Origin of the sequence: Citrobacter sp. 506, assembly GCF_050434985.1 — a bacterium.
Lineage (GTDB): Bacteria > Pseudomonadota > Gammaproteobacteria > Enterobacterales > Enterobacteriaceae > Citrobacter > Citrobacter braakii.
On the sequence record NZ_JBNDJN010000001.1, the window covers coordinates 1,400,003 to 1,421,087 of the forward strand.

Annotated in this window: 19 protein-coding genes; 12 read left to right on the top strand and 7 right to left on the bottom strand. The window is 51.6% G+C overall.

What is annotated here, in order from left to right; all coding sequences use genetic code 11:
- Nucleotides 1–123: 123 nt before the first annotated feature.
- Nucleotides 124–912 carry an aminoglycoside adenylyltransferase family protein gene (locus tag ABIE10_RS06965; RefSeq protein WP_103766079.1) on the bottom strand — a complete coding sequence of 263 codons (789 nt, stop codon included), beginning with the start codon at nt 910–912 and terminating at the stop codon, nt 124–126.
- A 175-nt stretch (nt 913–1,087) separates the two neighbouring features.
- Between ABIE10_RS06965 and moeA the strand changes: the two genes are divergently transcribed.
- Both moeA and moeB read left to right on the top strand, forming a co-directional pair.
- A complete protein-coding gene (moeA, locus tag ABIE10_RS06970) occupies nt 1,088–2,323 on the top strand; it encodes a molybdopterin molybdotransferase MoeA (RefSeq protein WP_115190784.1) in 1,236 nt (411 codons plus the stop codon).
- On the top strand, nt 2,323–3,072 hold the full coding sequence (moeB, locus tag ABIE10_RS06975) for a molybdopterin-synthase adenylyltransferase MoeB (protein ID WP_016152385.1): 750 nt from the start codon (nt 2,323–2,325) through the stop codon (nt 3,070–3,072). Before moeA ends, moeB begins: the two co-directional genes overlap by 1 nt.
- Before the next feature lie 120 nt (nt 3,073–3,192).
- Here moeB and fsa read toward each other — a convergent pair whose 3' ends face one another.
- Complete coding sequence (gene fsa, locus ABIE10_RS06980; protein WP_016152384.1) at nt 3,193–3,855, bottom strand: fructose-6-phosphate aldolase; 663 nt, start codon at nt 3,853–3,855, stop codon at nt 3,193–3,195.
- A 132-nt stretch (nt 3,856–3,987) separates the two neighbouring features.
- On the opposite strand from fsa, the gene ABIE10_RS06985 reads away from it, so the two are divergent.
- The 4 genes from ABIE10_RS06985 (at nt 3,988) to ABIE10_RS07000 (ending at nt 9,678) form a co-directional block, all read left to right on the top strand.
- On the top strand, nt 3,988–4,887 hold the full coding sequence (locus ABIE10_RS06985) for a glycyl-radical enzyme activating protein (RefSeq protein WP_016152383.1): 900 nt from the start codon (nt 3,988–3,990) through the stop codon (nt 4,885–4,887).
- A 5-nt stretch (nt 4,888–4,892) separates the two neighbouring features.
- Nucleotides 4,893–7,325 (top strand): glycyl radical protein, encoded by a 2,433-nt coding sequence (locus ABIE10_RS06990; protein ID WP_049040697.1) that lies wholly within the window; start codon nt 4,893–4,895, stop codon nt 7,323–7,325.
- Nucleotides 7,326–7,446: 121 nt separating this feature from the next.
- Nucleotides 7,447–8,262: a Cof-type HAD-IIB family hydrolase gene (locus ABIE10_RS06995; RefSeq protein WP_429155130.1), complete on the top strand. Its 816-nt coding sequence runs from the start codon at nt 7,447–7,449 to the stop codon at nt 8,260–8,262.
- Between the two features lie 153 nt (nt 8,263–8,415).
- Nucleotides 8,416–9,678 carry a DUF1479 domain-containing protein gene (locus tag ABIE10_RS07000; RefSeq protein WP_429155132.1) on the top strand — a complete coding sequence of 421 codons (1,263 nt, stop codon included), beginning with the start codon at nt 8,416–8,418 and terminating at the stop codon, nt 9,676–9,678.
- Between the two features lie 69 nt (nt 9,679–9,747).
- On the opposite strand, the gene ABIE10_RS07005 is transcribed toward ABIE10_RS07000, so the two are convergent.
- Complete coding sequence (locus ABIE10_RS07005) at nt 9,748–10,593, bottom strand: hypothetical protein (RefSeq protein ID WP_103766074.1); 846 nt, start codon at nt 10,591–10,593, stop codon at nt 9,748–9,750.
- 108 nt (nt 10,594–10,701) lie between these two features.
- Complete coding sequence (locus ABIE10_RS07010) at nt 10,702–12,294, bottom strand: ABC-F family ATPase (RefSeq protein ID WP_049043037.1); 1,593 nt, start codon at nt 12,292–12,294, stop codon at nt 10,702–10,704.
- Between the two features lie 232 nt (nt 12,295–12,526).
- On the opposite strand from ABIE10_RS07010, the gene ldtB reads away from it, so the two are divergent.
- Nucleotides 12,527–13,447 carry a L,D-transpeptidase gene (ldtB, locus tag ABIE10_RS07015; protein WP_003035268.1) on the top strand — a complete coding sequence of 307 codons (921 nt, stop codon included), beginning with the start codon at nt 12,527–12,529 and terminating at the stop codon, nt 13,445–13,447.
- An 80-nt stretch (nt 13,448–13,527) separates the two neighbouring features.
- Here ldtB and ABIE10_RS07020 read toward each other — a convergent pair whose 3' ends face one another.
- Nucleotides 13,528–14,637 (bottom strand): anion transporter, encoded by a 1,110-nt coding sequence (locus ABIE10_RS07020; protein ID WP_429155135.1) that lies wholly within the window; start codon nt 14,635–14,637, stop codon nt 13,528–13,530.
- Nucleotides 14,634–15,107: a manganese-binding transcriptional regulator MntR gene (mntR, locus tag ABIE10_RS07025; RefSeq protein ID WP_003831586.1), complete on the bottom strand. Its 474-nt coding sequence runs from the start codon at nt 15,105–15,107 to the stop codon at nt 14,634–14,636. Before mntR ends, ABIE10_RS07020 begins: the two co-directional genes overlap by 4 nt.
- Before the next feature lie 186 nt (nt 15,108–15,293).
- On the opposite strand from mntR, the gene mntS reads away from it, so the two are divergent.
- Complete coding sequence (gene mntS / locus ABIE10_RS07030; protein WP_016152374.1) at nt 15,294–15,422, top strand: manganase accumulation protein MntS; 129 nt, start codon at nt 15,294–15,296, stop codon at nt 15,420–15,422.
- A gap of 276 nt (nt 15,423–15,698) precedes the next feature.
- Nucleotides 15,699–17,285 carry a phosphoethanolamine transferase gene (locus ABIE10_RS07035; protein ID WP_131380983.1) on the top strand — a complete coding sequence of 529 codons (1,587 nt, stop codon included), beginning with the start codon at nt 15,699–15,701 and terminating at the stop codon, nt 17,283–17,285.
- Nucleotides 17,286–17,348: 63 nt separating this feature from the next.
- Here the strand turns inward: ABIE10_RS07035 and ompX are convergent, their stop codons facing one another.
- Entirely contained in the window at nt 17,349–17,864 is a 516-nt protein-coding gene (ompX, locus tag ABIE10_RS07040) for an outer membrane protein OmpX (RefSeq protein ID WP_016152372.1), read from the bottom strand.
- Between the two features lie 411 nt (nt 17,865–18,275).
- Between ompX and rhtA the strand changes: the two genes are divergently transcribed.
- The 3 genes from rhtA (at nt 18,276) to glnH (ending at nt 21,082) form a co-directional block, all read left to right on the top strand.
- Nucleotides 18,276–19,163: a threonine/homoserine exporter RhtA gene (rhtA, locus tag ABIE10_RS07045; protein WP_016156069.1), complete on the top strand. Its 888-nt coding sequence runs from the start codon at nt 18,276–18,278 to the stop codon at nt 19,161–19,163.
- A gap of 303 nt (nt 19,164–19,466) precedes the next feature.
- Nucleotides 19,467–19,970, top strand: coding sequence for a DNA starvation/stationary phase protection protein Dps (gene dps, locus ABIE10_RS07050; RefSeq protein ID WP_006685362.1), 504 nt, complete (start codon nt 19,467–19,469; stop codon nt 19,968–19,970).
- A 365-nt stretch (nt 19,971–20,335) separates the two neighbouring features.
- A complete protein-coding gene (glnH, locus tag ABIE10_RS07055; RefSeq protein WP_016152370.1) occupies nt 20,336–21,082 on the top strand; it encodes a glutamine ABC transporter substrate-binding protein GlnH in 747 nt (248 codons plus the stop codon).
- The last annotated feature ends 3 nt before the right edge of the window (nt 21,083–21,085 follow it).

Here is a 21,085-nt window from a genome sequence, read left to right on the forward strand (position 1 = left end):
GATTTTTGAATATAGAAAGATGCAGACGTCATGTAAAGGTAAAGGCCCGCACCTCACACCCCGTCTCATCAGGTCATTCAGATGTATTTAACGGAAAGGAGATCTCTCGACGTTGGTGCTAAATTATTCAAGCCGATCGGTAATCTGTTTTTTTGCATAAAACACAAAGCGTTCTACAGACGGCATACACGCTGCCCAGTTATGTTTGGTTAACCCCAGATATTCGGCACGCGCTGCTTGCAGCAAATCAGCATGCTCAGCGGGTAATTGCGGCAGAAGCCAGGATGCGGCCTCATCTTTAGCGACAATATTACCCGTAACCACGCTATACCAGATACGTGCCAGAGCAAGGATGATATTACGCTCGTCCCCCTCTAAATCAGCCGGTTTCTGCCACATCTCAAGGATATGCCGAAATGTTTGCAATACATCGCTAAACGGAATGACGTTAAATAACGTCTCAGCCGGTTCACCGAACAGCGGTACGCTGGCGCGCCGGGCCTGGGTTAGCAGAATAGAAAGATCAGGATCCACCATTGCCGGTTCAAACACGCCAGCGCGAATATCATCACGCAGCCATTCGCCAAACTGCATTTCTCTCGCCGGTGGGAATCGCCACGGCACGATCTGCGAGTGCAGAACAACGGTCACTTCCAACGCACGATATGGCCCGGAGGTGCCGGGAGGCGCTGAAATGGTCAGCAAATCCTGCATCAGTTTTTTTCTTTGTCGGGCATTTATTGGTTCACGCAGGGTGACCAATAAATCAATGTCGCTTTGGGGTTTTAAGCCGCCTTCAACCGCAGAGCCATACAAATGAAGGGCAATGAGATTCCCCGCGAAAATCTGGCGGATGCACGCACTGGCGGCCTCCACCTGTCGTCGAATTGCGTCTGGAATAATATTAGCCATTTAGCCCCAGGGAAAAATGAGCTGAAATATTGAGTCTATACTGCATTCTTCTTGCAGCGCTATCCCTGGCACAAAACCTTTACCAGATCTGATTCTAAGCCTGAGGTAGCATACTGCCCGCGTCCATTTTCTGACATAATGAGCAGATTCGATTTTGCCCCGCAGGAGTCTTCTCATGGAATTTACCGCCGGACTGATGCCGCTTGAAACGGCTCTCTCTCAGATGCTTTCGCGTATTACCCCGCTCACCGCCGTCGAAACGCTGCCGCTGGTTCAATGCTTTGGCCGTATTCTGGCTACCGACGTTGTCTCCCCCATTGATGTACCGGGATTCGATAACTCAGCAATGGATGGCTATGCGGTACGATTAGCCGATTTACAATCTGATCAGCCGCTTGCGGTGGCGGGTAAAGCCTTTGCCGGTCAGCCTTTCCATGGCGAGTGGCCTGCGGGAACCTGCATCCGTATTATGACCGGCGCCCCGGTGCCAGCTGGTTGTGAAGCGGTGGTGATGCAGGAGCAAACGGAACAAACTGACGACGGGGTGCGTTTTACTGCCGAAGTCCGCCGCGGGCAAAATATTCGTCTGCGCGGTGAAGATATTGCAAACGGCGCGGTGGTGTTTCCCGCCGGGACTCGCCTGACAACCGGCGAGCTTCCCGTTCTGGCTTCGCTCGGTGTTGCCGATGCTCCCGTTGTGCGCAAAGTCCGCGTGGCGCTGTTCTCCACCGGTGATGAACTGCAGTTACCAGGTCAGCCGCTGGGAGACGGGCAGATTTATGACACTAACCGTCTGACCGTTCACCTGATGCTGCAACAGTTGGGCTGCGAAGTGATCAACCTGGGGATTATTCGCGACGATCCCAACGCGCTGCGTGCCGCGTTTATCGAAGCCGACAGCCAGGCCGATGTCGTCATCAGCTCCGGCGGCGTTTCAGTAGGCGAAGCGGATTACACTAAAACTATTCTGGAAGAGCTGGGAGAAATTGCCTTCTGGAAGCTGGCCATCAAACCGGGCAAACCGTTCGCGTTTGGCAAACTGAGCAACAGCTGGTTTTGCGGTCTGCCGGGTAATCCAGTGTCTGCGGCCCTCACCTTCTATCAACTGGTACAACCGCTCCTGGCGAAACTCAGCGGCAACACCGCCTGTGGACTACCGCCTCGCCAGCGCGTGCGCACCGCCTCACGCCTGAAGAAAACACCTGGCCGTCTGGATTTTCAGCGCGGTGTATTGCAGCGTACCGCTGAAGGCGAACTGGAAGTCACCACTACCGGGCACCAGGGCTCGCATATTTTTAGCTCTTTTAGCCAGGGTAACTGTTTTATCGTGCTGGAGCGCGATCGCGGTAACGTCGAAGCCGGCGAATGGGTTGAGGTCGAGCCGTTTAACGCACTGTTTGGAGGCCTGTAATGGCAGAACTCAGCGACCAGGAGATGATGCGCTATAACCGGCAAATCATTCTGCGCGGCTTCGATTTCGAAGGTCAGGAAGCGCTCAAGGAGGCGCGGGTACTGGTTGTTGGTGTGGGGGGACTGGGATGCGCAGCAACTCAGTACCTTGCAGGCGCTGGCGTCGGGCATTTAACCTTGCTCGACTTTGACACGGTCTCCGTGTCGAACCTCCAGCGCCAGACGCTGCACAGCGATGCGACCGTTGGACAGCCAAAAGTATTATCCGCCCGCGACGCACTGGCGCGGATTAACCCTTATATCGCCATTACGCCGGTGAATGCGCTGCTGGACGAGAGCGAGATTCACACGCTTATTACCGAACACGATTTGGTGCTGGACTGTACGGATAATGTCAGCATCCGCAATCAGTTGAATGCCGGATGCTTCGCCGCCAGGATTCCGCTGGTTTCCGGTGCGGCAATTCGCATGGAAGGACAAATTACCGTATTTACCTACCAGGAAGGAGAGCCCTGCTACCGTTGCCTGAGCCGTCTGTTCGGTGAAAACGCCCTGACCTGCGTAGAGGCCGGAGTGATGGCCCCGCTGATCGGCGTGATCGGCTCGTTACAGGCGATGGAAGCCATTAAGCTACTGGCTAACTACGGTAAACCGGCTTCAGGAAAAATCGTCATGTACGACGCCATGACCTGCCAGTTTCGCGAAATGAAGCTGATGCGCAATCCCACCTGTGAGGTCTGCGGGAGTTAGCAGAGAAATCGTCGGCACCGCACTATTTGCCAGAGGGCGATGCTAATGCCTCCAATCAGGCCTACAACAGCGCATTGTGTAGGCCGGATAAGGTGTCAGCCGCCATCCGGCAAAACAGACTTACAGAGAAGTGCGTCCAAATGCGCTCTGCCAGTCGTGCTCGAACTTCGCTACGGCAGCATCAACGGCCGGAGAGCTAATCATCTGCTGAGCGACATCCAGCGGCAGCGTGATGGACTCGCAGCCTGCCAGCAGGCAATCCAGCGCCTGACGCGGCGTTTTAAAACTGGCGGCCAGTACTTTGGCGTGCGGGGCATGCATTTTCAGTAAGGTCTGCAGATCGGTCACCGTCTGAATGCCGTCCCCCCCCTGCGCATCCACACGGTTAACGTATGGCGCAACGTATTCGGCCCCCGCAAGCGCAGCTAATAGCCCTTGAGCAGCGCCGTATACCGCGGTACCCAACGTCGGGATCCCTTCTTCTTTCAGCAATTTAATGGCCGTCAGACCTTCTGCCGTGACCGGCACTTTGACCACGATATCCGCAATGATTGCCCGCAGCTTACGCGCATCGCTGACCATGCCTTCGGCGGTGGTCGCCATTACCTGAGCAAACAAGCGTCCTTCCCCTCCCATCGCTTCCTGCAGTTGCGGCAGTAACACGTCCAGCGTCTGCTTACCTGCCGCCACAATGCTTGGGTTAGTGGTCACCCCTGCCAGCGGAAAAACCCGCGCCAGAGCTTTTACCGCGTCAACGTCAGACGTATCTAAATAGAGTTCCATAACCTTTCCTCAAACGAATAATTAGCATGAATAAAAGGTAGCACGGCGAAACCTCACGGTTAGTTGACGTACGTCAATATAACTTTCATTCGAAAGTAATTTAATATTTATACGAAAGATGAGAGGCCGCTTATGATTTTCAATATCCAGCGCTATTCCACACATGATGGTCCCGGTATCCGTACCGTGGTGTTCCTTAAGGGATGCTCTCTGGGCTGTCGGTGGTGCCAGAATCCGGAAAGCCGCGCCCGCACGCAGGATCTGCTCTATGACGCGCGTTTGTGCCTCGACGGTTGCGATCTCTGTGCTCAGGCCGCACCGAAGGTGATTGAACGCGCGCTGAGCGGATTGCTGATTCATCGCGAAAAACTGACCGATGATGCGCTCACGGCGTTGACCCACTGCTGTCCAACCCAGGCGCTGACCGTCTGCGGAGAGGAAAAAAGCGTGGACGACATCATGGCGACCGTAGTGCGTGATAAACCGTTTTACGATCGCAGCGGCGGGGGTCTCACCCTGTCTGGCGGTGAACCCTTTATGCAGCCAGAACTGGCGGCAGCGCTGCTCAAAGCCAGCCACGATGCAGGTATTCATACAGCGGTTGAAACCTGTCTGCATGTCCCGTGGAAGTATATTGAACCGTCATTACCTGACGTCGACCTGTTCCTGGCCGATTTAAAACATGTCGCCGACGCGCCGTTTAAACAGTGGACCGATGGCAGCGCCTCTCGCGTACTGGAAAATCTGAAAAAACTGGCCGCCGCCGGTAAAAAAATGGTTATCCGCGTCCCCCTGATTCAGGGGTTCAACGCTGACGAAGCCGCTATTCAGGCCATTACCGATTTTGCTGCCGACGAGCTTCACGTCGATGAGATCCATTTTTTGCCCTACCACACGCTGGGCATCAACAAATACCACTTACTCAGTCAACCCTACAACGCACCGGATAAACCGCTTGATGCGCCTGCGCTGCTCGAATTTGCCCAGCAGTACGCCAGCCTGAAAGGTTTAACCGCGACCCTACGAGGATAATCGCCATGACCACTCTGAAACTGGACACACTCAGCGACCGTATCAAAGCGCATAAAACGGCCCTGATTCACATCGTGAAGCCGCCGGTTTGTACCGAGCGCGCCCAGCACTATACCGAGATGTACCAACAGCATCTGGATAAACCTATCCCGGTTCGCCGCGCGCTGGCGCTGGCCCATCATCTGGCGGAACGCACCATCTGGATCAAGCATGACGAACTGATCATTGGTAACCAGGCAAGCGAAGTGCGTGCCGCGCCAATCTTCCCGGAATACACCGTGTCGTGGATTGAAAAAGAGATCGATGACCTCGCCGACAGGCCGGGCGCGGGCTTTGCGGTAAGCGAAGAGAACAAACGCGTATTGCACGAGGTGTGTCCATGGTGGCGTGGTCAGACCGTGCAGGATCGCTGCTACGGAATGTTTACTGACGAGCAGAAAGGGCTGCTGGAAACCGGCATTATCAAAGCCGAAGGTAACATGACCTCCGGTGACGCACACCTGGCGGTAAACTTCCCGCTGCTGCTGGAAAAAGGTCTCGACGGCCTGCGCCACAAAGTTGATGAACGTCGTTCCCGCATCAATCTGACATGTCTGGAAGACCTCCATGGCGATCAGTTTCTGAAAGCGATTGATATCGTGCTGGAGGCCGTCAGTCTGCACATTGAGCGCTTTGCCGCGCTGGCACGTAAAATGGCGGCCACGGAAACTCGCGCCAGTCGTCGTGATGAACTGCTGACCATGGCGGACAACTGCGATGTGATCGCCCATGAGCCGCCAAAAACGTTCTGGCAAGCGCTACAGTTGTGCTATTTCATCCAGTTGATCCTGCAAATTGAATCAAATGGTCACTCGGTGTCGTTTGGTCGCATGGATCAGTACCTCTATCCGTTCTACCGTCGTGACGTAGAACTGAACCAGAGCCTCGATCGTGAGCACGCCATTGAGCTGCTACACAGCTGCTGGCTGAAACTGCTGGAAGTGAACAAAATCCGCTCCGGCTCCCATTCGAAAGCCTCGGCGGGTAGCCCGCTGTATCAAAACGTGACCATTGGTGGCCAAAACCTGGTCAACGGTCAGGCAATGGATGCCGTCAATCCGCTCTCTTACGCCATTCTGGAATCCTGCGGTCGCCTGCGTTCTACTCAGCCAAACCTGAGCGTGCGTTATCATGCAGGGATGAGTAATGATTTCCTGGATGCCTGTGTACAGGTGATCCGCTGCGGCTTCGGGATGCCTGCCTTTAATAACGACGAAATCGTCATACCTGAATTCATTAAGCTTGGCATTGAACCGCAGGACGCCTATGACTATGCGGCCATTGGTTGCATCGAAACCGCCGTTGGCGGCAAATGGGGCTACCGCTGTACCGGTATGAGCTTTATTAACTTTGCCCGCGTGATGCTGGCAGCGCTGGAAGGTGGTCGCGATGCCACCAGCGGTAAAGTATTTCTGCCACAGGAAAAAGCGCTCTCGGCTGGTAACTTCAACAATTTCGACGAAGTGATGGACGCCTGGGATGCGCAGATTCGCTACTACACGCGTAAATCTATCGAAATTGAGTATGTCGTCGACACCATGCTGGAAGAGAACGTACACGATATTCTGTGCTCTGCGCTGGTAGATGACTGTATTGAACGCGCGAAAAGCATTAAGCAAGGCGGCGCGAAATACGACTGGGTATCGGGTTTGCAGGTGGGTATTGCCAACCTCGGCAACAGCCTGGCTGCGGTGAAGAAACTGGTCTTTGAACAAGGCGCTATCGGTCAGCAACAGCTGGCCGCCGCGCTGGCCGACGATTTTGACGGTCTGACCCACGAACAATTACGCCAGCGGCTAATTAACGGCGCACCGAAATACGGCAACGATGACGATAGCGTTGATACGCTGCTGGCCCGCGCTTATCAGACCTATATCAATGAGTTGAAACAGTATCATAATCCGCGTTACGGACGTGGCCCGGTTGGCGGCAATTACTACGCGGGTACCTCATCGATCTCCGCAAACGTACCGTTTGGCGCGGCAACGATGGCCACGCCGGATGGTCGTAAAGCGCACACTCCGCTGGCAGAAGGCGCAAGCCCGGCTTCCGGAACGGACCATCTCGGCCCAACAGCGGTAATTGGCTCGGTGGGTAAACTGCCGACCGGTTCAATCCTCGGCGGCGTGTTGTTAAACCAGAAGCTGAACCCGGCCACGCTGGAGAATGAATCCGATAAGCAAAAGCTGATGATCCTGCTGCGTACCTTCTTTGAGGAGCACAAAGGCTGGCATATTCAGTACAACATTGTCTCCCGTGAAACGCTGCTGGAAGCCAAAAAGCACCCGGATCAGTATCGTGACCTGGTGGTCCGTGTAGCAGGTTATTCGGCCTTCTTCACCGCGCTGTCTCCAGATGCGCAGGACGATATCATCGCACGTACTGAACATATGCTGTAATCCCCCTTACCCGGCGGCATTTCGCTTGCCGGGTATTCTTCTTTCGAATGAAATAAATTTGTGCTTTAGCTCACATTGTTATTAAAATGTTTCTGGTCGCAGTTATGAGCCAGGAGCAAGTATGACCATCAAAGTTATCGTCACTGATATGGACGGAACTTTTCTCGACGACGCCAAAAAATACGATCATGCACGTTTTATGGCGCAGTATCAGGAACTGAAAAAACGGGATATTGAATTTGTCGTGGCCAGCGGCAATCAGTATTACCAACTGATCTCCTTTTTCCCGGAACTCAAAGATGAGATCTCTTTTGTTGCCGAGAACGGGGCGTTCGTCTTTGAACATGGCAAACAGCTGTTTCACGGTGAGCTGACCCGCCACGAATCCCGCATTGTCATTGGCGAACTGCTCAAAGATACGCATCTCAACTTTGTGGCTTGCGGCCTGCAAAGCGCCTACGTTAGCGAAAATGCCCCCGAGTCCTTTGTCGCATTGATGTCAAAACACTACCATCGCCTGAAACCCGTGAAGGATTATCAGGACATCGATGATGTGCTGTTCAAGTTCTCGCTGAATTTACCGGACCAACAAATCCCATTAGTGATCGATCACCTTCATTCTGCCCTTGACGGTATAATGAAACCCGTCACCAGCGGCTTTGGGTTTATTGACCTGATCATTCCAGGCTTGCATAAAGCCAACGGAATCAGCCGTCTGCTAAAGCGCTGGAACCTATCCCCGCAAAACGTGGTCGCCATTGGCGATAGCGGCAATGACGCAGAAATGCTGAAAATGGCGCGCTACTCTTTCGCCATGGCCAACGCGGCAGAGAGTATCAAATCGATTGCCCGCTATCAGACCGACGACAATAACCATCAGGGCGCGCTGAACGTGATTCAGGCGGTGCTGGATAACACTTCCCCTTTTAATTGCTAATCCTGCCCAACCGGGGTATCCCCTTGCCCCGGTTTCCACGCTTTTTCATGTTTCTCACACCATCAAATTTTAAACTTGCGTTAACTAAATTTTAACTTATATTATCACCTGTAAGTTAAATAAGTTTCGAATGAAAGTTAATGCGAGGTGGATATGGCTTTTACTTTTACCAGCGACACGTTGCCCACCGATCACAAAGCGGCAATCCGGCAGATGAAAAAGCAATTGCGTGAACAGCTTGGAGATGTTCAGTTGATTTTCAATCAGTTGAGCGAGGCCATTGCTAATCGCGTGGCGGAAATCAACGACCTCAAAGCGCAAGGCTCTCCAGTATGGCCTGTGTTGTCCTATGCGGATATCAAGGCGGGCCGCGTGAGTACTGAGCAGCGTGAAGAAATTAAGCGTCGCGGATGCGCGGTCATTAAAGGCCATTTCTCTCGCGAACAAGCCCTCGAGTGGGATAGGTCAATGCTGGACTATCTGGACCGCAACCATTTTGACGACGTTTACCAAGGACCGGGTGATAATTTCTTTGGTACCCTGAGCGCATCGCGGCCTGAAATCTACCCCATCTACTGGTCCCAGGCGCAGATGCAGGCCCGTCAGAGTGAAGAAATGGCAAATGCGCAGTCATTTCTCAACCGTCTTTGGACATTTGCAGGCGAAGGTAAGCAATGGTTTAACCCGGATGTCAGCGTTATCTACCCCGACCGCATACGCCGTCGTCCACCGGGAACGACGTCCAAAGGGCTGGGCGCGCATACGGATTCCGGTGCGCTGGAACGCTGGCTTCTACCGGCATATCAGCAGGTCTTTGCTAATGTTTTCAATGGTAAGCTGGAAGATTACGACCCGTGGCAGGCCGCGCATCGCACTGAAGTAGAAGAGTACACGGTGGATAACACCACCAAATGTTCAGTATTCCGTACCTTCCAGGGCTGGACTGCTCTCTCTGATATGCTGCCAGGTCAGGGGTTGTTGCACGTGGTCCCTATCCCTGAAGCGATGGCCTGGGTACTGTTACGTCCATTGCTTGACGATGTGCCGGAAGATGAACTTTGCGGCGTAGCGCCCGGCAGAGTTCTGCCGATTTCTGCGCAATGGCATCCGCTGCTGATTGAAGCGTTAACCAGCATTCCGCAACTGGACGCCGGAGACTCCGTCTGGTGGCATTGTGATGTGATCCACTCCGTCGCGCCGGTAGAAAATCAGCAGGGTTGGGGCAACGTGATGTACATCCCTGCCGCACCGATGTGCGAAAAGAATCTGGCCTACGCCCATAAAGTGAAGGCCGCGCTGGAAAAAGGCGTATCGCCGGGTGATTTCCCACGCGAGGATTATGAAACTCACTGGGAAGGACGCTTCACGCTGGATGATTTGAATATCCATGGCAAGCGTGCGCTGGGGATGGAATAATCCGTCCCCTTCCAACGCCTTTAAAACAGTCCGGTTTTCTTCACTACATGACAAAAACCGGATACTTTTTTATTCTATTGATACTGCTGCCAGTTTCCATTTATCATTTTCTTTGAGCATTGTAACGTTAATCTCGCCAGACTCTCCGTTTTTAAACTCTACGCTTCCAGACAAAGAACCAACATCATTTACTACATTGAAACTATCGAAACTGTATTCGCTAATATCATCAAAATGAACAAACTCGGTTACAAGCTTAAAATCCTCGCTGTTCATTTTTCTTTGCAGAAAAGAAGAGCTTGCCTGATAAGCCTGAACATATTGTCCATCGCGGAGCAAATCTATCTCTGTTCGCGCAGCATCCTTCAAATCACCCATCGTGGAAAAAAGGAAAGTGCCAATACCAATAAAAATAATTAGTGCGGCAATCACCGCTCCCGCAATAACAAATTTCCTTTTTTTCTTGTCTGCTAACACACCACGAACCTGCCATCCAGCATCACGAACCATATCAAAAACAGGGTCGGTAATTTCCGTTGATGCAAATTTGTAGCCATCAATTTTACCAAAGCTACCATCTTCTTTTTTACCCAAGGATCCCCCAGCAGAAAACTCAAGACGTTGCCCGATTTGGACAGATTTGCTCAATCTGAACCCACCCAAATCTGCATCCCACTCCACATCGGTAGTTTTTTCCCGATAGCTAATCTGCTTTTTACTTTCATCGAAGAACAGTCTTAACTCATATTGTTTTTGCAATCCGTATTGACTGAAGTAATCTATCCACTCAGCATCTACGATATTCCAGGATGCAACAATATCATCGCCATCTTCACGTAAAATGAAAGGATGCTCGTTGCTGTTGTTTAAACTTAGTAAGTTTAATTTAAGATTGGCTAAAGAAAGCGGTTCCATCTGACTTATTTCCTTTCCCTGTGTAGGTAGTTATGGAAAGTATCTTAGCCACAATTGTGGCTAAGATTAATAAGCAGAGCTTTTTTTCAGAAAAGTGCGGGGAGAGACTTATTCAATACCTTTACTACGCAGGTAATCTTCGTAGTTACCGGTGAAGTCGATTACGCGTTCCGGCGTAATTTCTATCACGCGGGTTGCCAACGAACTGACGAACTCACGGTCGTGAGAAACGAAGATCAGCGTGCCCTGGTACATTTCCAGCGCCATATTCAGCGACTCGATAGATTCCATATCCAGGTGGTTGGTCGGTTCATCCATTACCAGAATATTCGGTTTCTGCATCATCAGCTTACCGAACAGCATGCGTCCTTTTTCACCACCGGACAGCACTTTAGCAGGTTTCTTGATATCGTCCTGGCTGAACAGCAAGCGACCAAGGAAGCTACGTACTACCTGCTCATCATCGCCTTCCTGTTTCCACTGACTCATCCACTCGAAGACCGTCAGATCGTTTTCGAATTCGTACTCGTGATCCTGCGCGTAGTAACCAACCTGGGCGTTTTCAGACCATTTCACGGTACCGTTATCCGGCTGTAATTCGCCGACCAGCGTTTTCAGCATGGTTGATTTACCCACCCCGTTGGCACCCAGAATGGCAATTTTCTCGCCAACTTCCAGCAGCAGGTTAAAGTTTTTAAACAACGGACCTTCATCAAACCCTTTCGTCAGCGCTTCCACTTCCAGCGCGTTACGGAACAGTTTCTTATCCTGTTCGAAGCGGATGAACGGGTTCTGACGGCTGGACGCCTTCACTTCGTCAAGCTTGATCTTATCAATCTGACGCGCACGAGAAGTCGCCTGACGAGATTTAGATGCGTTGGCGCTAAAGCGGCTGACGAAGGATTGCAGATCGGCAATCTGCGCTTTCTTCTTGGCGTTATCGGCCAGCAGACGTTCACGCGCCTGGGTTGCCGCCGTCATATATTCGTCGTAGTTACCCGGATAAACACGCAGTTCGCCGTAGTCCAGATCCGCCATGTGCGTACAGACCATGTTCAGGAAGTGACGGTCGTGCGAAATGATGATCATGGTGCTGTCACGCTCGTTCAGCGTCTGCTCCAGCCAGCGGATGGTGTCGATATCCAGGTTGTTCGTTGGTTCGTCAAGCAGCAGAATGTCCGGGTTAGAGAACAGCGCCTGTGCCAGAAGCACACGCAGCTTCCAGCCGGGGGCGACTTCGCTCATCGGGCCGTAATGCTGTTCTACCGGAATACCTACGCCCAGCAGCAGTTCACCCGCACGCGCTTCCGCAGAGTAGCCGTCCATTTCGCCATACTGAACTTCAAGGTCAGCAACTTTATAGCCGTCTTCTTCGCTCATTTCGGCCAGGGCGTAAATGCGATCGCGCTCCTGCTTTACTTCCCACAGTTCACCGTGACCCATGATCACGGTGTCAAGCACGGTGAACTCTTCAAAGGCGAACTGATCCTGACGCAGCTTACCAATGCGCTCGTTCGGATCGAGGGAAACGTTGCCCAGCGTCGGTTCGAGGTCGCCGCCGAGAATTTTCATAAAAGTGGATTTACCGCTACCGTTCGCGCCAATCAGGCCGTAACGGTTGCCGCCGCCAAATTTGACGGAAATATTTTCAAACAGCGGCTTACTGCCGAACTGCATGGTGACGTTGCTGGAAACTAACACTGGCGTATCCTGAAAGAGAAAGAAATATGTGACGAACCGCTTATTATGCCATAAGTCTGCAATAAGATCGCGCCTTGATGCTGAAGGGATAAAGTGAAAGCAAAAGGAAAAAAATGTGATTTAGTACACATCCGAATTCCTTGTTGCTCAGATTGCACATATAATGCGTGCCCAACACTACATAAATCTCAACCCACTAGCCTGCCTGGCACTGAATCTCGCATACATGAACATGAATATGAAATTAACAACGCTTTTCGCGGCGGCACTCGCAATAGTTGGTTTTTGTAACACCGCTTCTGCCGTCACGTACCCGCTGCCTACCGATGGCAGCCGTTTGATCGGCCAAAACCAGGTCATCACTATTCCTGAAGGCAACACCCAACCGCTGGAGTATTTTGCGGCGGAGTATCAGATGGGTCTGTCTAATATGCTGGAAGCCAACCCGGGCGTGGATACCTTCCTGCCAAAGGGCGGCACCGTACTGAACATACCTCAGCAATTGATCCTGCCGGATACCGTGCATGAAGGTATTGTTATTAACAGCGCTGAAATGCGTCTGTATTACTACCCGAAAGGCACCAACACCGTTATTGTTCTGCCGATCGGTATTGGCCAGTTGGGCAAAGACACGCCAATCAACTGGACCACCAAAGTAGAACGTAAAAAAGCGGGCCCAACCTGGACGCCAACGGCAAAAATGCATGCGGAATACCGCGCTGCGGGCGAACCGCTGCCAGCTGTTGTTCCGGCAGGTCCGGATAACCCGATGGGCCTGTACGCGCTGTATATCGGTCGCCTGTACGCCATCCACGGCACCAATGCTAATTTCGGCGTCGGCTTACGCGTCAGCCACGGTTGCGTGCGTCTGCGTAACGACGACATCAAATTCCTGTTTGAAAATGTGCCGGTCGGCACCCGCGTACAGTTTATCGATGAGCCGGTAAAAGCCACGACTGAACCAGACGGCAGCCGTTACATCGAGGTACACAACCCACTGTCTACCACTGAAGCACAGTTCGAAGGCGGGGAAATCGTACCGATTACGCTGAACAAGAGCATTACCAGCATCACCGGTCAGTCTGACGTCGATCAGGCCGTCGTTGAGCAGGCGGTACAGAACCGTTCAGGTATGCCGGTTCGTCTGAACTAAGCATCAAAACTGCCCTTTCGCCTTATCGGGCCTACTTAACCTGTAGGCCCGATAAGCGCCAGCCCCATCGGACACAATCCTTACATCACCTGCAATAAACCATACCCTACCAGCGCCGCCCATATCAGCATCGGCACCGAATACCAATGAAAACGCCACCAGATCCGTCGATCGTTTGCCATCCGTAAAGCAATAAGATTCGCCAGCGATCCCGGCAACAACCCAAAACCGCCCACATTGACCGCCCAGGCCAGCAGCAGCGTTGGCGGGACGTAGTTCAGCAGCAAAATCGTGCTGGGAACATTACTGATAAACTGCGACAGGCCAATGGCCGTCAACCAAAGCCCCGGCGCTGAAAGCGTGACAATCTGGTGGGTAATCTCCTGCAAGGCCGGGAGTTGCGTCAGCAAGTGCACATCAATGAACATCGCCATAAACACCAACAGCAGCGTCCAATCCACGCTGAGGATCACGCGGCGAGCCAGCACCATGAATCCTGCCGCGACGATCGCCAGGCCCCACAGCTCTTGTTTTAACTCCAGTGCCGCCAGGAAAATGATATACAGCCCCAGACAGCTCCACACCAGGCGCGGTTGCCAGTCAGGCGCGCGCGTACCGGTATGATAATGCAATGCTTTATGCGGGAAACTGAACCAGCACAGCGCCACCAATGTCAGCATCATGGCCCCCGCAAGCGGCGCCATCTGCCAGGTAAACGCGGTAAACGATAAGCCGGAGCGTCCCCACATCAGAATGTTTTGCGGATTACCTATTGGCGTGAGCAACGATCCGGCGTTTACCGCCAGCGCCTCAAAGATAATCAGGCGATTTACAGGAATGGCGCACAATTTTTTCAGGGTGATCGTCAGCGGAACAACAATAAACAGCGCAACATCGTTGGTCAGAAACGTCGACAGCAGGGCCGCCGCCAGCACCATAAATATCGCCAATTGACGTTCGGTGTTAAAGCGCCGGGTCATCTTGCGCCCTAACACATCGAAGTAACCGCTTAGCTCCACGCCTTTGGTCAGTAACATCAGGCCGCTAAGCGTAATGATCGTGTGCCAGTCTATCGCCCCCGGCCACGACCTTGGCGTAAACGGCACGAACAGGCTCAGTACAACCCCGACGATGATTAACAGCTGAAAAAAGCGATCGCGCTGTAAGGCGCGTAGTAAAGGAAAACTCATTCAGAGCCTGTGCCTTGCTGTTGCGTAAACCGGCTAAAAGCCTCCAGCGTTTCCTTACTGACGTGATGCTCCATTCCCTCCGCGTCGCGACGGGCAATTTCCGGGCTGATACCTAACATCAGCAGGAAGTTCTCCACAATCTGGTGACGCTCCCGACTCTCCTGAGCCAGTCGCTCACCTTCTGCGGTTAAAAACACGCCCCGCCAGGGGATCATTTCAATCAACCCAACTGAAGCAAGACGCTTAAGCATTTTAGCAACCGTCGGCTGGGAAACCCCAAGCCGTGCTGCCATATCTACCTGGCGCGCTTCACCCACCTCAATAATGAGATCGGAAATCAGCTCTACGTAGTCATCAATCAGCTCACGGCGATGTGCCTCCCGGACCTGACGAAATCCTTCAACGTGTTCTTCGACATTCACCAATTGCGTCACTTTTTTTGTTGTTGGCATACCTGCGCGACGACTCATTCTGCTTCCTCGTTACTGTGACGCGTTAACGGCATCTGATTAGAGAACGCTCATTGTAAACCAGAGTTGCGTGGGCACAAAAAATTAACGTTTTAGCAATAGCTATATAATATAGCCTGTGCTATATCTGTATATAATAAAGACATCCCTCAAGGACTGATGGGATCGTGAAGTCAGGAGGTTTATATGAATGAATTTAAGAGGTGTATACGCGTGTTTAGCCACTCTCCCTTTAAAGTACGGTTAATGCTGATCTCTATGCTGTGCGACATGATTAACAGCAAACCAGAGCAGGATAAACCTGCAGATAAATAATGCGGCGTCGCGGCACGCCGCTTCATTTTCCTGCCGTAACTCGGATACGGTGATCGTTTTCGTGCCAATAACCCTTCTTTTTGTCAGTTTTGCCACGCCCCTCGCAAAACAATTTCTTAGTAGTAGTTGACCTTCTCTTGCACACACTCTATCTTTTCGCAGCCCTGCATATATTGCGGCTCGCGGATGCGGACCCTATCCCCCTTCTCGCTCTCTCAGGCAGGCAATGACCCTTAGCGCCAGGGTAAGCACATGGCGTTTTTGTAACAGTGGCATATGAATTTAACCCTCAAAGATTCAATCATTGCTCGTAGCCGGGCGATTAGTCCGTGGACTGGCCTCTATTTCTTACAGTCTCTGCTGATCAACCTTGCGCTGGGCTATCCGCTTAGCCTGCTCTATAGCGTTGCTTTCACCTGTATATTGATGCTGCTGTGGCGCAGCGCGCCGCGTGCGCAGAAAGTGCTGATTGGCATTTGCTCGCTGATAGCGGCAATGTACTTCCCGTTTGGCCAGGCTTACGGTTCGCCGAACTTCAATACCTTGCTGGCGCTGCACTCAACCAATATGGAAGAGTCTACTGAAATTCTGACTATCTTCCCCTGGTACAGTTATCTGGTTGGGGTGTTTATTTTCGCCCTCGGGGTTATCGCCGTACGCCGTAAAAAAGAGGTGCAGCAGCGTAGCTGGAATAAGTTCGACAGCATTTGTTTGCTGTTCAGCATAGTCGCGTTCTTTGTGACCCCGGTGCAAAACCTGGCCTGGGGCGGCGTGTTCAAGCTGAAAGACACCGGCTATCCGGTTTTCCGCTTTGCCAAGGACGTTATCGTTAATAACAACGAAGTGCTCGACGAACAAGAGCGTATGGCGAAGCTGGCGAGCGTGAAAGACAGCTGGACGGTAACCGCCGTGAAGCCGAAGTATCATACCTACGTGGTGGTCATCGGCGAAAGCGCCCGCCGCGATGCGTTAGGCGCTTTTGGCGGTCACTGGGATAACACCCCGTTTGCCAGTTCCGTTAACGGCTACATCTTCGCGGATTACATCGCGGCAAGCGGTTCGACACAAAAATCACTCGGCCTTACGCTAAATCGGGTGGTCGACAATAAACCCCAGTTCCAGGATAACTTTGTCACTCTGGCCAACCGCGCGGGATTCCAGACGTGGTGGTTCTCCAATCAGGGACAGATTGGTGAATACGATACGGCCATCGCCAGCATTGCGAAGCGAGCTGATGAAGTTCAGTTCCTCAAAAGCGGTGATTTCGAAGCGGATAAAAATACCCGTGACGAAGCGTTGTTGAAGATGACCGCCCAGGTGCTGGCAACCGAGCGCACTCAGCCACAGCTTATCGTGCTGCATTTAATGGGCTCGCATCCGCAGGCCTGCGACCGTACACAGGGTAAATACGAGACTTTCGTCCAGTCAAAAGAGACATCTTGCTATCTGTACACCATGACGCAGACGGATGACCTGCTGCGCCAGCTTTACGATCAGTTACGTAACAGCGGTAACAGCTTCTCAATGGTCTATTTCTCCGATCATGGCCTCGCGTTTAAAGAGCGGGGGAAAGAGGTGCAGTACCTGGCGCATGACGATCAGTTCCAGCAGAATTTCCAGGTACCATTTATGGTGCTGTCGAGCGATGATAAAGCACACCGGGTGATTAAAGCCCGTCGCTCCGCCAATGATTTCCTCAGCTTTTTCTCGCAGTGGACGGGGATAAGCGCGAAGGAAATCACCAACAGCTATCGCTTTATTTCAGAGAAAAAGGCTGGCCCGGTGTACATCACCAACTTCAAATTGCAGAAGGTGGACTACAACCATCTGGGTACCGACATCTTTGAGATCAAATCTCGTTAATCTCTGAATTGCGCACAAAAAAAATCCGCCCCGAGAGGCGGATTTTTTGTATCACCGAAGTGATTAGAAGCGGTAACCCACGCCAGCGATCCAGGTGCCAACGTCAACGCTACGAATACGGCTCTGCTCGTAGGAGAAGTCCAGAGCAACGTTTTCGATCGGGTTGAACTGCAGACCAGCACCGTAAGAGAAACCGTAGTCACTGGTGGTGTGGTTATCAGCCGGGGATGCTGCGTTCTGGAATTTACCGTAGCCAACACCCACTACACCGTAGATGCTTGCCCAGTCGTTCAGACGGTAAGCCGGACCAGCAGTGATGCCGTAGTACTGGGTTTTGTTGTAGTCGCCAGACGCATCGGTACGATCTTTTTCAGTGTAAGTGAAGGAACCGATAACACCCAGCGGGTTGCTGTCCTGCTCGTAGCGATACTTCAGGTTAAAACCGTTCATTTTGTTCGCTGCGCCCTGAGCATCGCTCTGAGCGTAACCACCGGTAACGGTAGAAGTCGCAGCTACAGCAGTACCTGCGGAGAAAGCCAGAACAGCGGCCAGTGCTGAAAGACATGCAATTTTTTTCATAACCACCTCAAATGTGCTTCAAGTAAATCCTAAGTTTTAAATATACCAAAAATTGATGGGAAACTCTTTGCGATTCGCGATGTCTAACGGGGTCTTTCATGTAACAGAACGTTTCAGAAACCCGCTATCTCTTTCAATTAACATCACTTTTCTAACCTAAAATGCCATTATTGCGCGCACAATATGGCACATTCATCCAGAATATTCCTAATCACACAGATTATTAATCCATCACTTTCATGCCATTGTACGGAACTGAGCAATTTTTTTTTCAACGAATACTCAACCAGCGGTGCGTATTTCCATTACACTCGCTGTTTTACTTTTCTATACATCACGTCATCCGTGTCGTAGCAAGTTTGCAACGTCGCGCAGATGAAGGCGTGTAATTATCATTTGACAGGAGAAAGGATGCCGGGGTCGTCACGTAAAGCGCCAGTCTGGTTGCCTATTTTGGTTTTGCTTATTGCTATGTCCTCCATTCAAAGCGGAGCATCTCTGGCAAAATCGCTATTCCCACTCGTCGGTGCGCCGGGCGTTACCGCATTGCGCCTTGCGCTGGGCACCCTCATCCTTATTGCCTTCTTTAAACCCTGGCGTTTGCGATTCGCCAAAGAACAACGCCTGCCGCTGCTGTTTTATGGTCTGTCTCTGGGTGGGATGAACTATCTCTTCTACCTGTCAATCCAGACCGTCCCGCTGGGAATTGCCGTTGCGCTGGAGTTCACCGGCCCGCTCGCGGTAGCGCTGTTTTCATCCCGACGCCCGGTGGATTTCATTTGGGTTGCACTGGCTGTACTCGGACTTTGGTTCCTGCTGCCGTTAGGTCAGGACGTTTCTCACGTGGATTTAACCGGTGCTGCGCTGGCGCTGGGCGCTGGCGCCTGCTGGGCAATCTATATTCTTACCGGGCAGCGTGCCGGCGCGGAACATGGTCCGGCGACCGTTGCGGTAGGGTCATTAATTGCGGCGCTGATTTTTGTACCCATCGGCGCGCTCCAGGCTGGGGATGCCTTGTGGCACTGGTCCATTCTGCCGTTAGGCCTGGCCATTGCGGTCCTCTCCACTGCGCTTCCCTACTCGCTGGAGATGATTGCGTTGACGCGGCTGCCAACACGCACTTTTGGTACTCTGATGAGTATGGAACCTGCACTGGCTGCGGTTTCAGGAATGATCTTCCTCGGTGAAACGCTGACGCTTGTCCAGACGCTCGCTCTGGGCGCCATTATTGTCGCATCAATGGGTTCGACGCTCACTATTCGCAAAGAACCACAAATTAAGCAAGTTGACGTGAATTAACCACTTAATATTCTGCATGGTTTGCATAATCATGCAGAATATCCAATCGTAAATCTGCGTGATAATTATTCTAATAAATATAATTTTCTCATCTGCATATTTCTTGAAATTTTTACATTAACATAACAATAACACACCTCCATTAATAACCATCATATCCATATGATTTTATTGGTTATTTCAAACCAACCCCTCTCTTCGCTATTAAAGTGATAGGTAACACCAGAAAAATAAATCCAAAATTCACGCTATACTTATTCCCGTTGAAGAGCTGGGACATAATTATCAAGAGGATATGAAAATATGAGTACCGCAAAACTGGTAAAAACAAAAGCATCTGCCCTCCTTTATACCCGCAACGATGTAACAGATAGCGAAAAGAAAGCGACCGTAGAGCTGCTGAATCAGCAAGTGATCCAGTTCATCGACCTGTCTTTGATCACCAAACAGGCTCACTGGAACATGCGCGGCGCGAACTTCATTGCTGTGCATGAAATGCTCGATGGCTTCCGTACTGCCCTGACCGACCACCTCGATACCATGGCTGAGCGCGCCGTACAGTTAGGCGGTGTGGCATTGGGTACCACCCAGGTTATTAACAGCAAAACGCCTCTGAAAAGCTATCCGCTGGATATCCATAGCGTACAGGACCACTTAAAAGAGCTGGCCGATCGTTATGCCGTCGTCGCTAACAGCGTCCGTAAAGCCATTAGCGAAGCAAAAGACGAAGATACAGCAGATATCTTCACCGCCGCTTCACGCGACCTCGACAAATTCCTGTGGTTTATCGAAGCCAACATTGAATAACAGCAGACATAAGAATTACCTATATAACCCTCGCCCTGGCGGGGGTTTTGCACATCTATGGTGCATGACATTGATCGTTCGTCACTCCAAAGTAAATTATTTGTAATAATCACTTCACACAATCGTTAACGAAAGATTGTTTTATCAACAATTTTTACGCTAAATAGTCATACCGTTTGCACCGTGTCAGGTACGCACCAAATGAGTGCCCCAAAACAGTGCAGATTACCCGCTTTGCCCTACTTATTGTGCAGAGAAACGAGACACCCTCTTGTTAAAACAATGAGTTGCAAAACTGGCACGATTTTTTCATTAAGCCATATGTTCTCGCAGGGGATCGCCCCGTGGATATAAAAGGAAATCCTATGAAGTCTGTATTAAAAGTCTCACTGGCTGCACTTACCCTGGCTTTTGCGGTGTCCTCCCATGCCGCAGATAAGAAACTGGTTGTCGCAACCGACACCGCATTTGTACCGTTCGAATTCAAACAGGGTGACAAATACGTTGGTTTTGATGTGGATCTGTGGGCTGCCGTGGCCAAAGAACTGAAGCTGGATTATGAACTGAAACCAATGGATTTCAGCGGCATCATCCCGGCTCTGCAAACCAAGAATATCGACCTGGCGCTGGCGGGTATCACCATCACTGATGAGCGTAAGAAAGCGATCGACTTCTCTGACGGCTACTACAAAAGCGGTCTGTTAGTGATGGTCAAAGCGAATAATAACGACGTGAAAAGCGTGAAAGATCTGGATGGTAAAGTCGTCGCTGTGAAGAGCGGCACGGGTTCCGTTGATTACGCGAAAGCTAACATCAAAACCAAAGATCTGCGTCAGTTCCCGAATATCGATAACGCATATATGGAACTGGGCACCAACCGCGCAGACGCCGTGCTGCACGACACGCCAAACATTCTTTACTTCATCAAAACCGCTGGCAACGGTCAGTTCAAAGCAGTAGGCGAATCCCTGGAAGCCCAGCAGTACGGTATCGCCTTCCCGAAAGGCAGCGATGAACTGCGTGAGAAAGTGAACGGCGCGCTGAAAACGCTGAAAGAGAACGGCACATACAACGAAATCTACAAAAAATGGTTCGGTACCGAACCTAAATAACAA

Excerpts from the sequence above, each read along its gene's own strand:
- ldtB (WP_003035268.1), top strand. The coding sequence starts at position 12,527 with ATGAATATGAAATTAACAACGCTTTTCGCGGCGGCACTCGCAATAGTT.
- ABIE10_RS07035 (WP_131380983.1), top strand. The coding sequence starts at position 15,699 with ATGAATTTAACCCTCAAAGATTCAATCATTGCTCGTAGCCGGGCGATT.
- rhtA (WP_016156069.1), top strand. The coding sequence starts at position 18,276 with ATGCCGGGGTCGTCACGTAAAGCGCCAGTCTGGTTGCCTATTTTGGTT.
- ABIE10_RS06990 (WP_049040697.1), top strand. The coding sequence starts at position 4,893 with ATGACCACTCTGAAACTGGACACACTCAGCGACCGTATCAAAGCGCAT.
- ABIE10_RS06995 (WP_429155130.1), top strand. The coding sequence starts at position 7,447 with ATGACCATCAAAGTTATCGTCACTGATATGGACGGAACTTTTCTCGAC.
- ompX (WP_016152372.1), bottom strand. The coding sequence starts at position 17,864 with ATGAAAAAAATTGCATGTCTTTCAGCACTGGCCGCTGTTCTGGCTTTC.
- moeA (WP_115190784.1), top strand. The coding sequence starts at position 1,088 with ATGGAATTTACCGCCGGACTGATGCCGCTTGAAACGGCTCTCTCTCAG.
- ABIE10_RS07000 (WP_429155132.1), top strand. The coding sequence starts at position 8,416 with ATGGCTTTTACTTTTACCAGCGACACGTTGCCCACCGATCACAAAGCG.
- ABIE10_RS06985 (WP_016152383.1), top strand. The coding sequence starts at position 3,988 with ATGATTTTCAATATCCAGCGCTATTCCACACATGATGGTCCCGGTATC.
- mntS (WP_016152374.1), top strand. The coding sequence starts at position 15,294 with ATGAATGAATTTAAGAGGTGTATACGCGTGTTTAGCCACTCTCCCTTT.
- fsa (WP_016152384.1), bottom strand. The coding sequence starts at position 3,855 with ATGGAACTCTATTTAGATACGTCTGACGTTGACGCGGTAAAAGCTCTG.
- ABIE10_RS06965 (WP_103766079.1), bottom strand. The coding sequence starts at position 912 with ATGGCTAATATTATTCCAGACGCAATTCGACGACAGGTGGAGGCCGCC.
- ABIE10_RS07005 (WP_103766074.1), bottom strand. The coding sequence starts at position 10,593 with ATGGAACCGCTTTCTTTAGCCAATCTTAAATTAAACTTACTAAGTTTA.
- glnH (WP_016152370.1), top strand. The coding sequence starts at position 20,336 with ATGAAGTCTGTATTAAAAGTCTCACTGGCTGCACTTACCCTGGCTTTT.
- moeB (WP_016152385.1), top strand. The coding sequence starts at position 2,323 with ATGGCAGAACTCAGCGACCAGGAGATGATGCGCTATAACCGGCAAATC.
- dps (WP_006685362.1), top strand. The coding sequence starts at position 19,467 with ATGAGTACCGCAAAACTGGTAAAAACAAAAGCATCTGCCCTCCTTTAT.
- ABIE10_RS07020 (WP_429155135.1), bottom strand. The coding sequence starts at position 14,637 with ATGAGTTTTCCTTTACTACGCGCCTTACAGCGCGATCGCTTTTTTCAG.
- mntR (WP_003831586.1), bottom strand. The coding sequence starts at position 15,107 with ATGAGTCGTCGCGCAGGTATGCCAACAACAAAAAAAGTGACGCAATTG.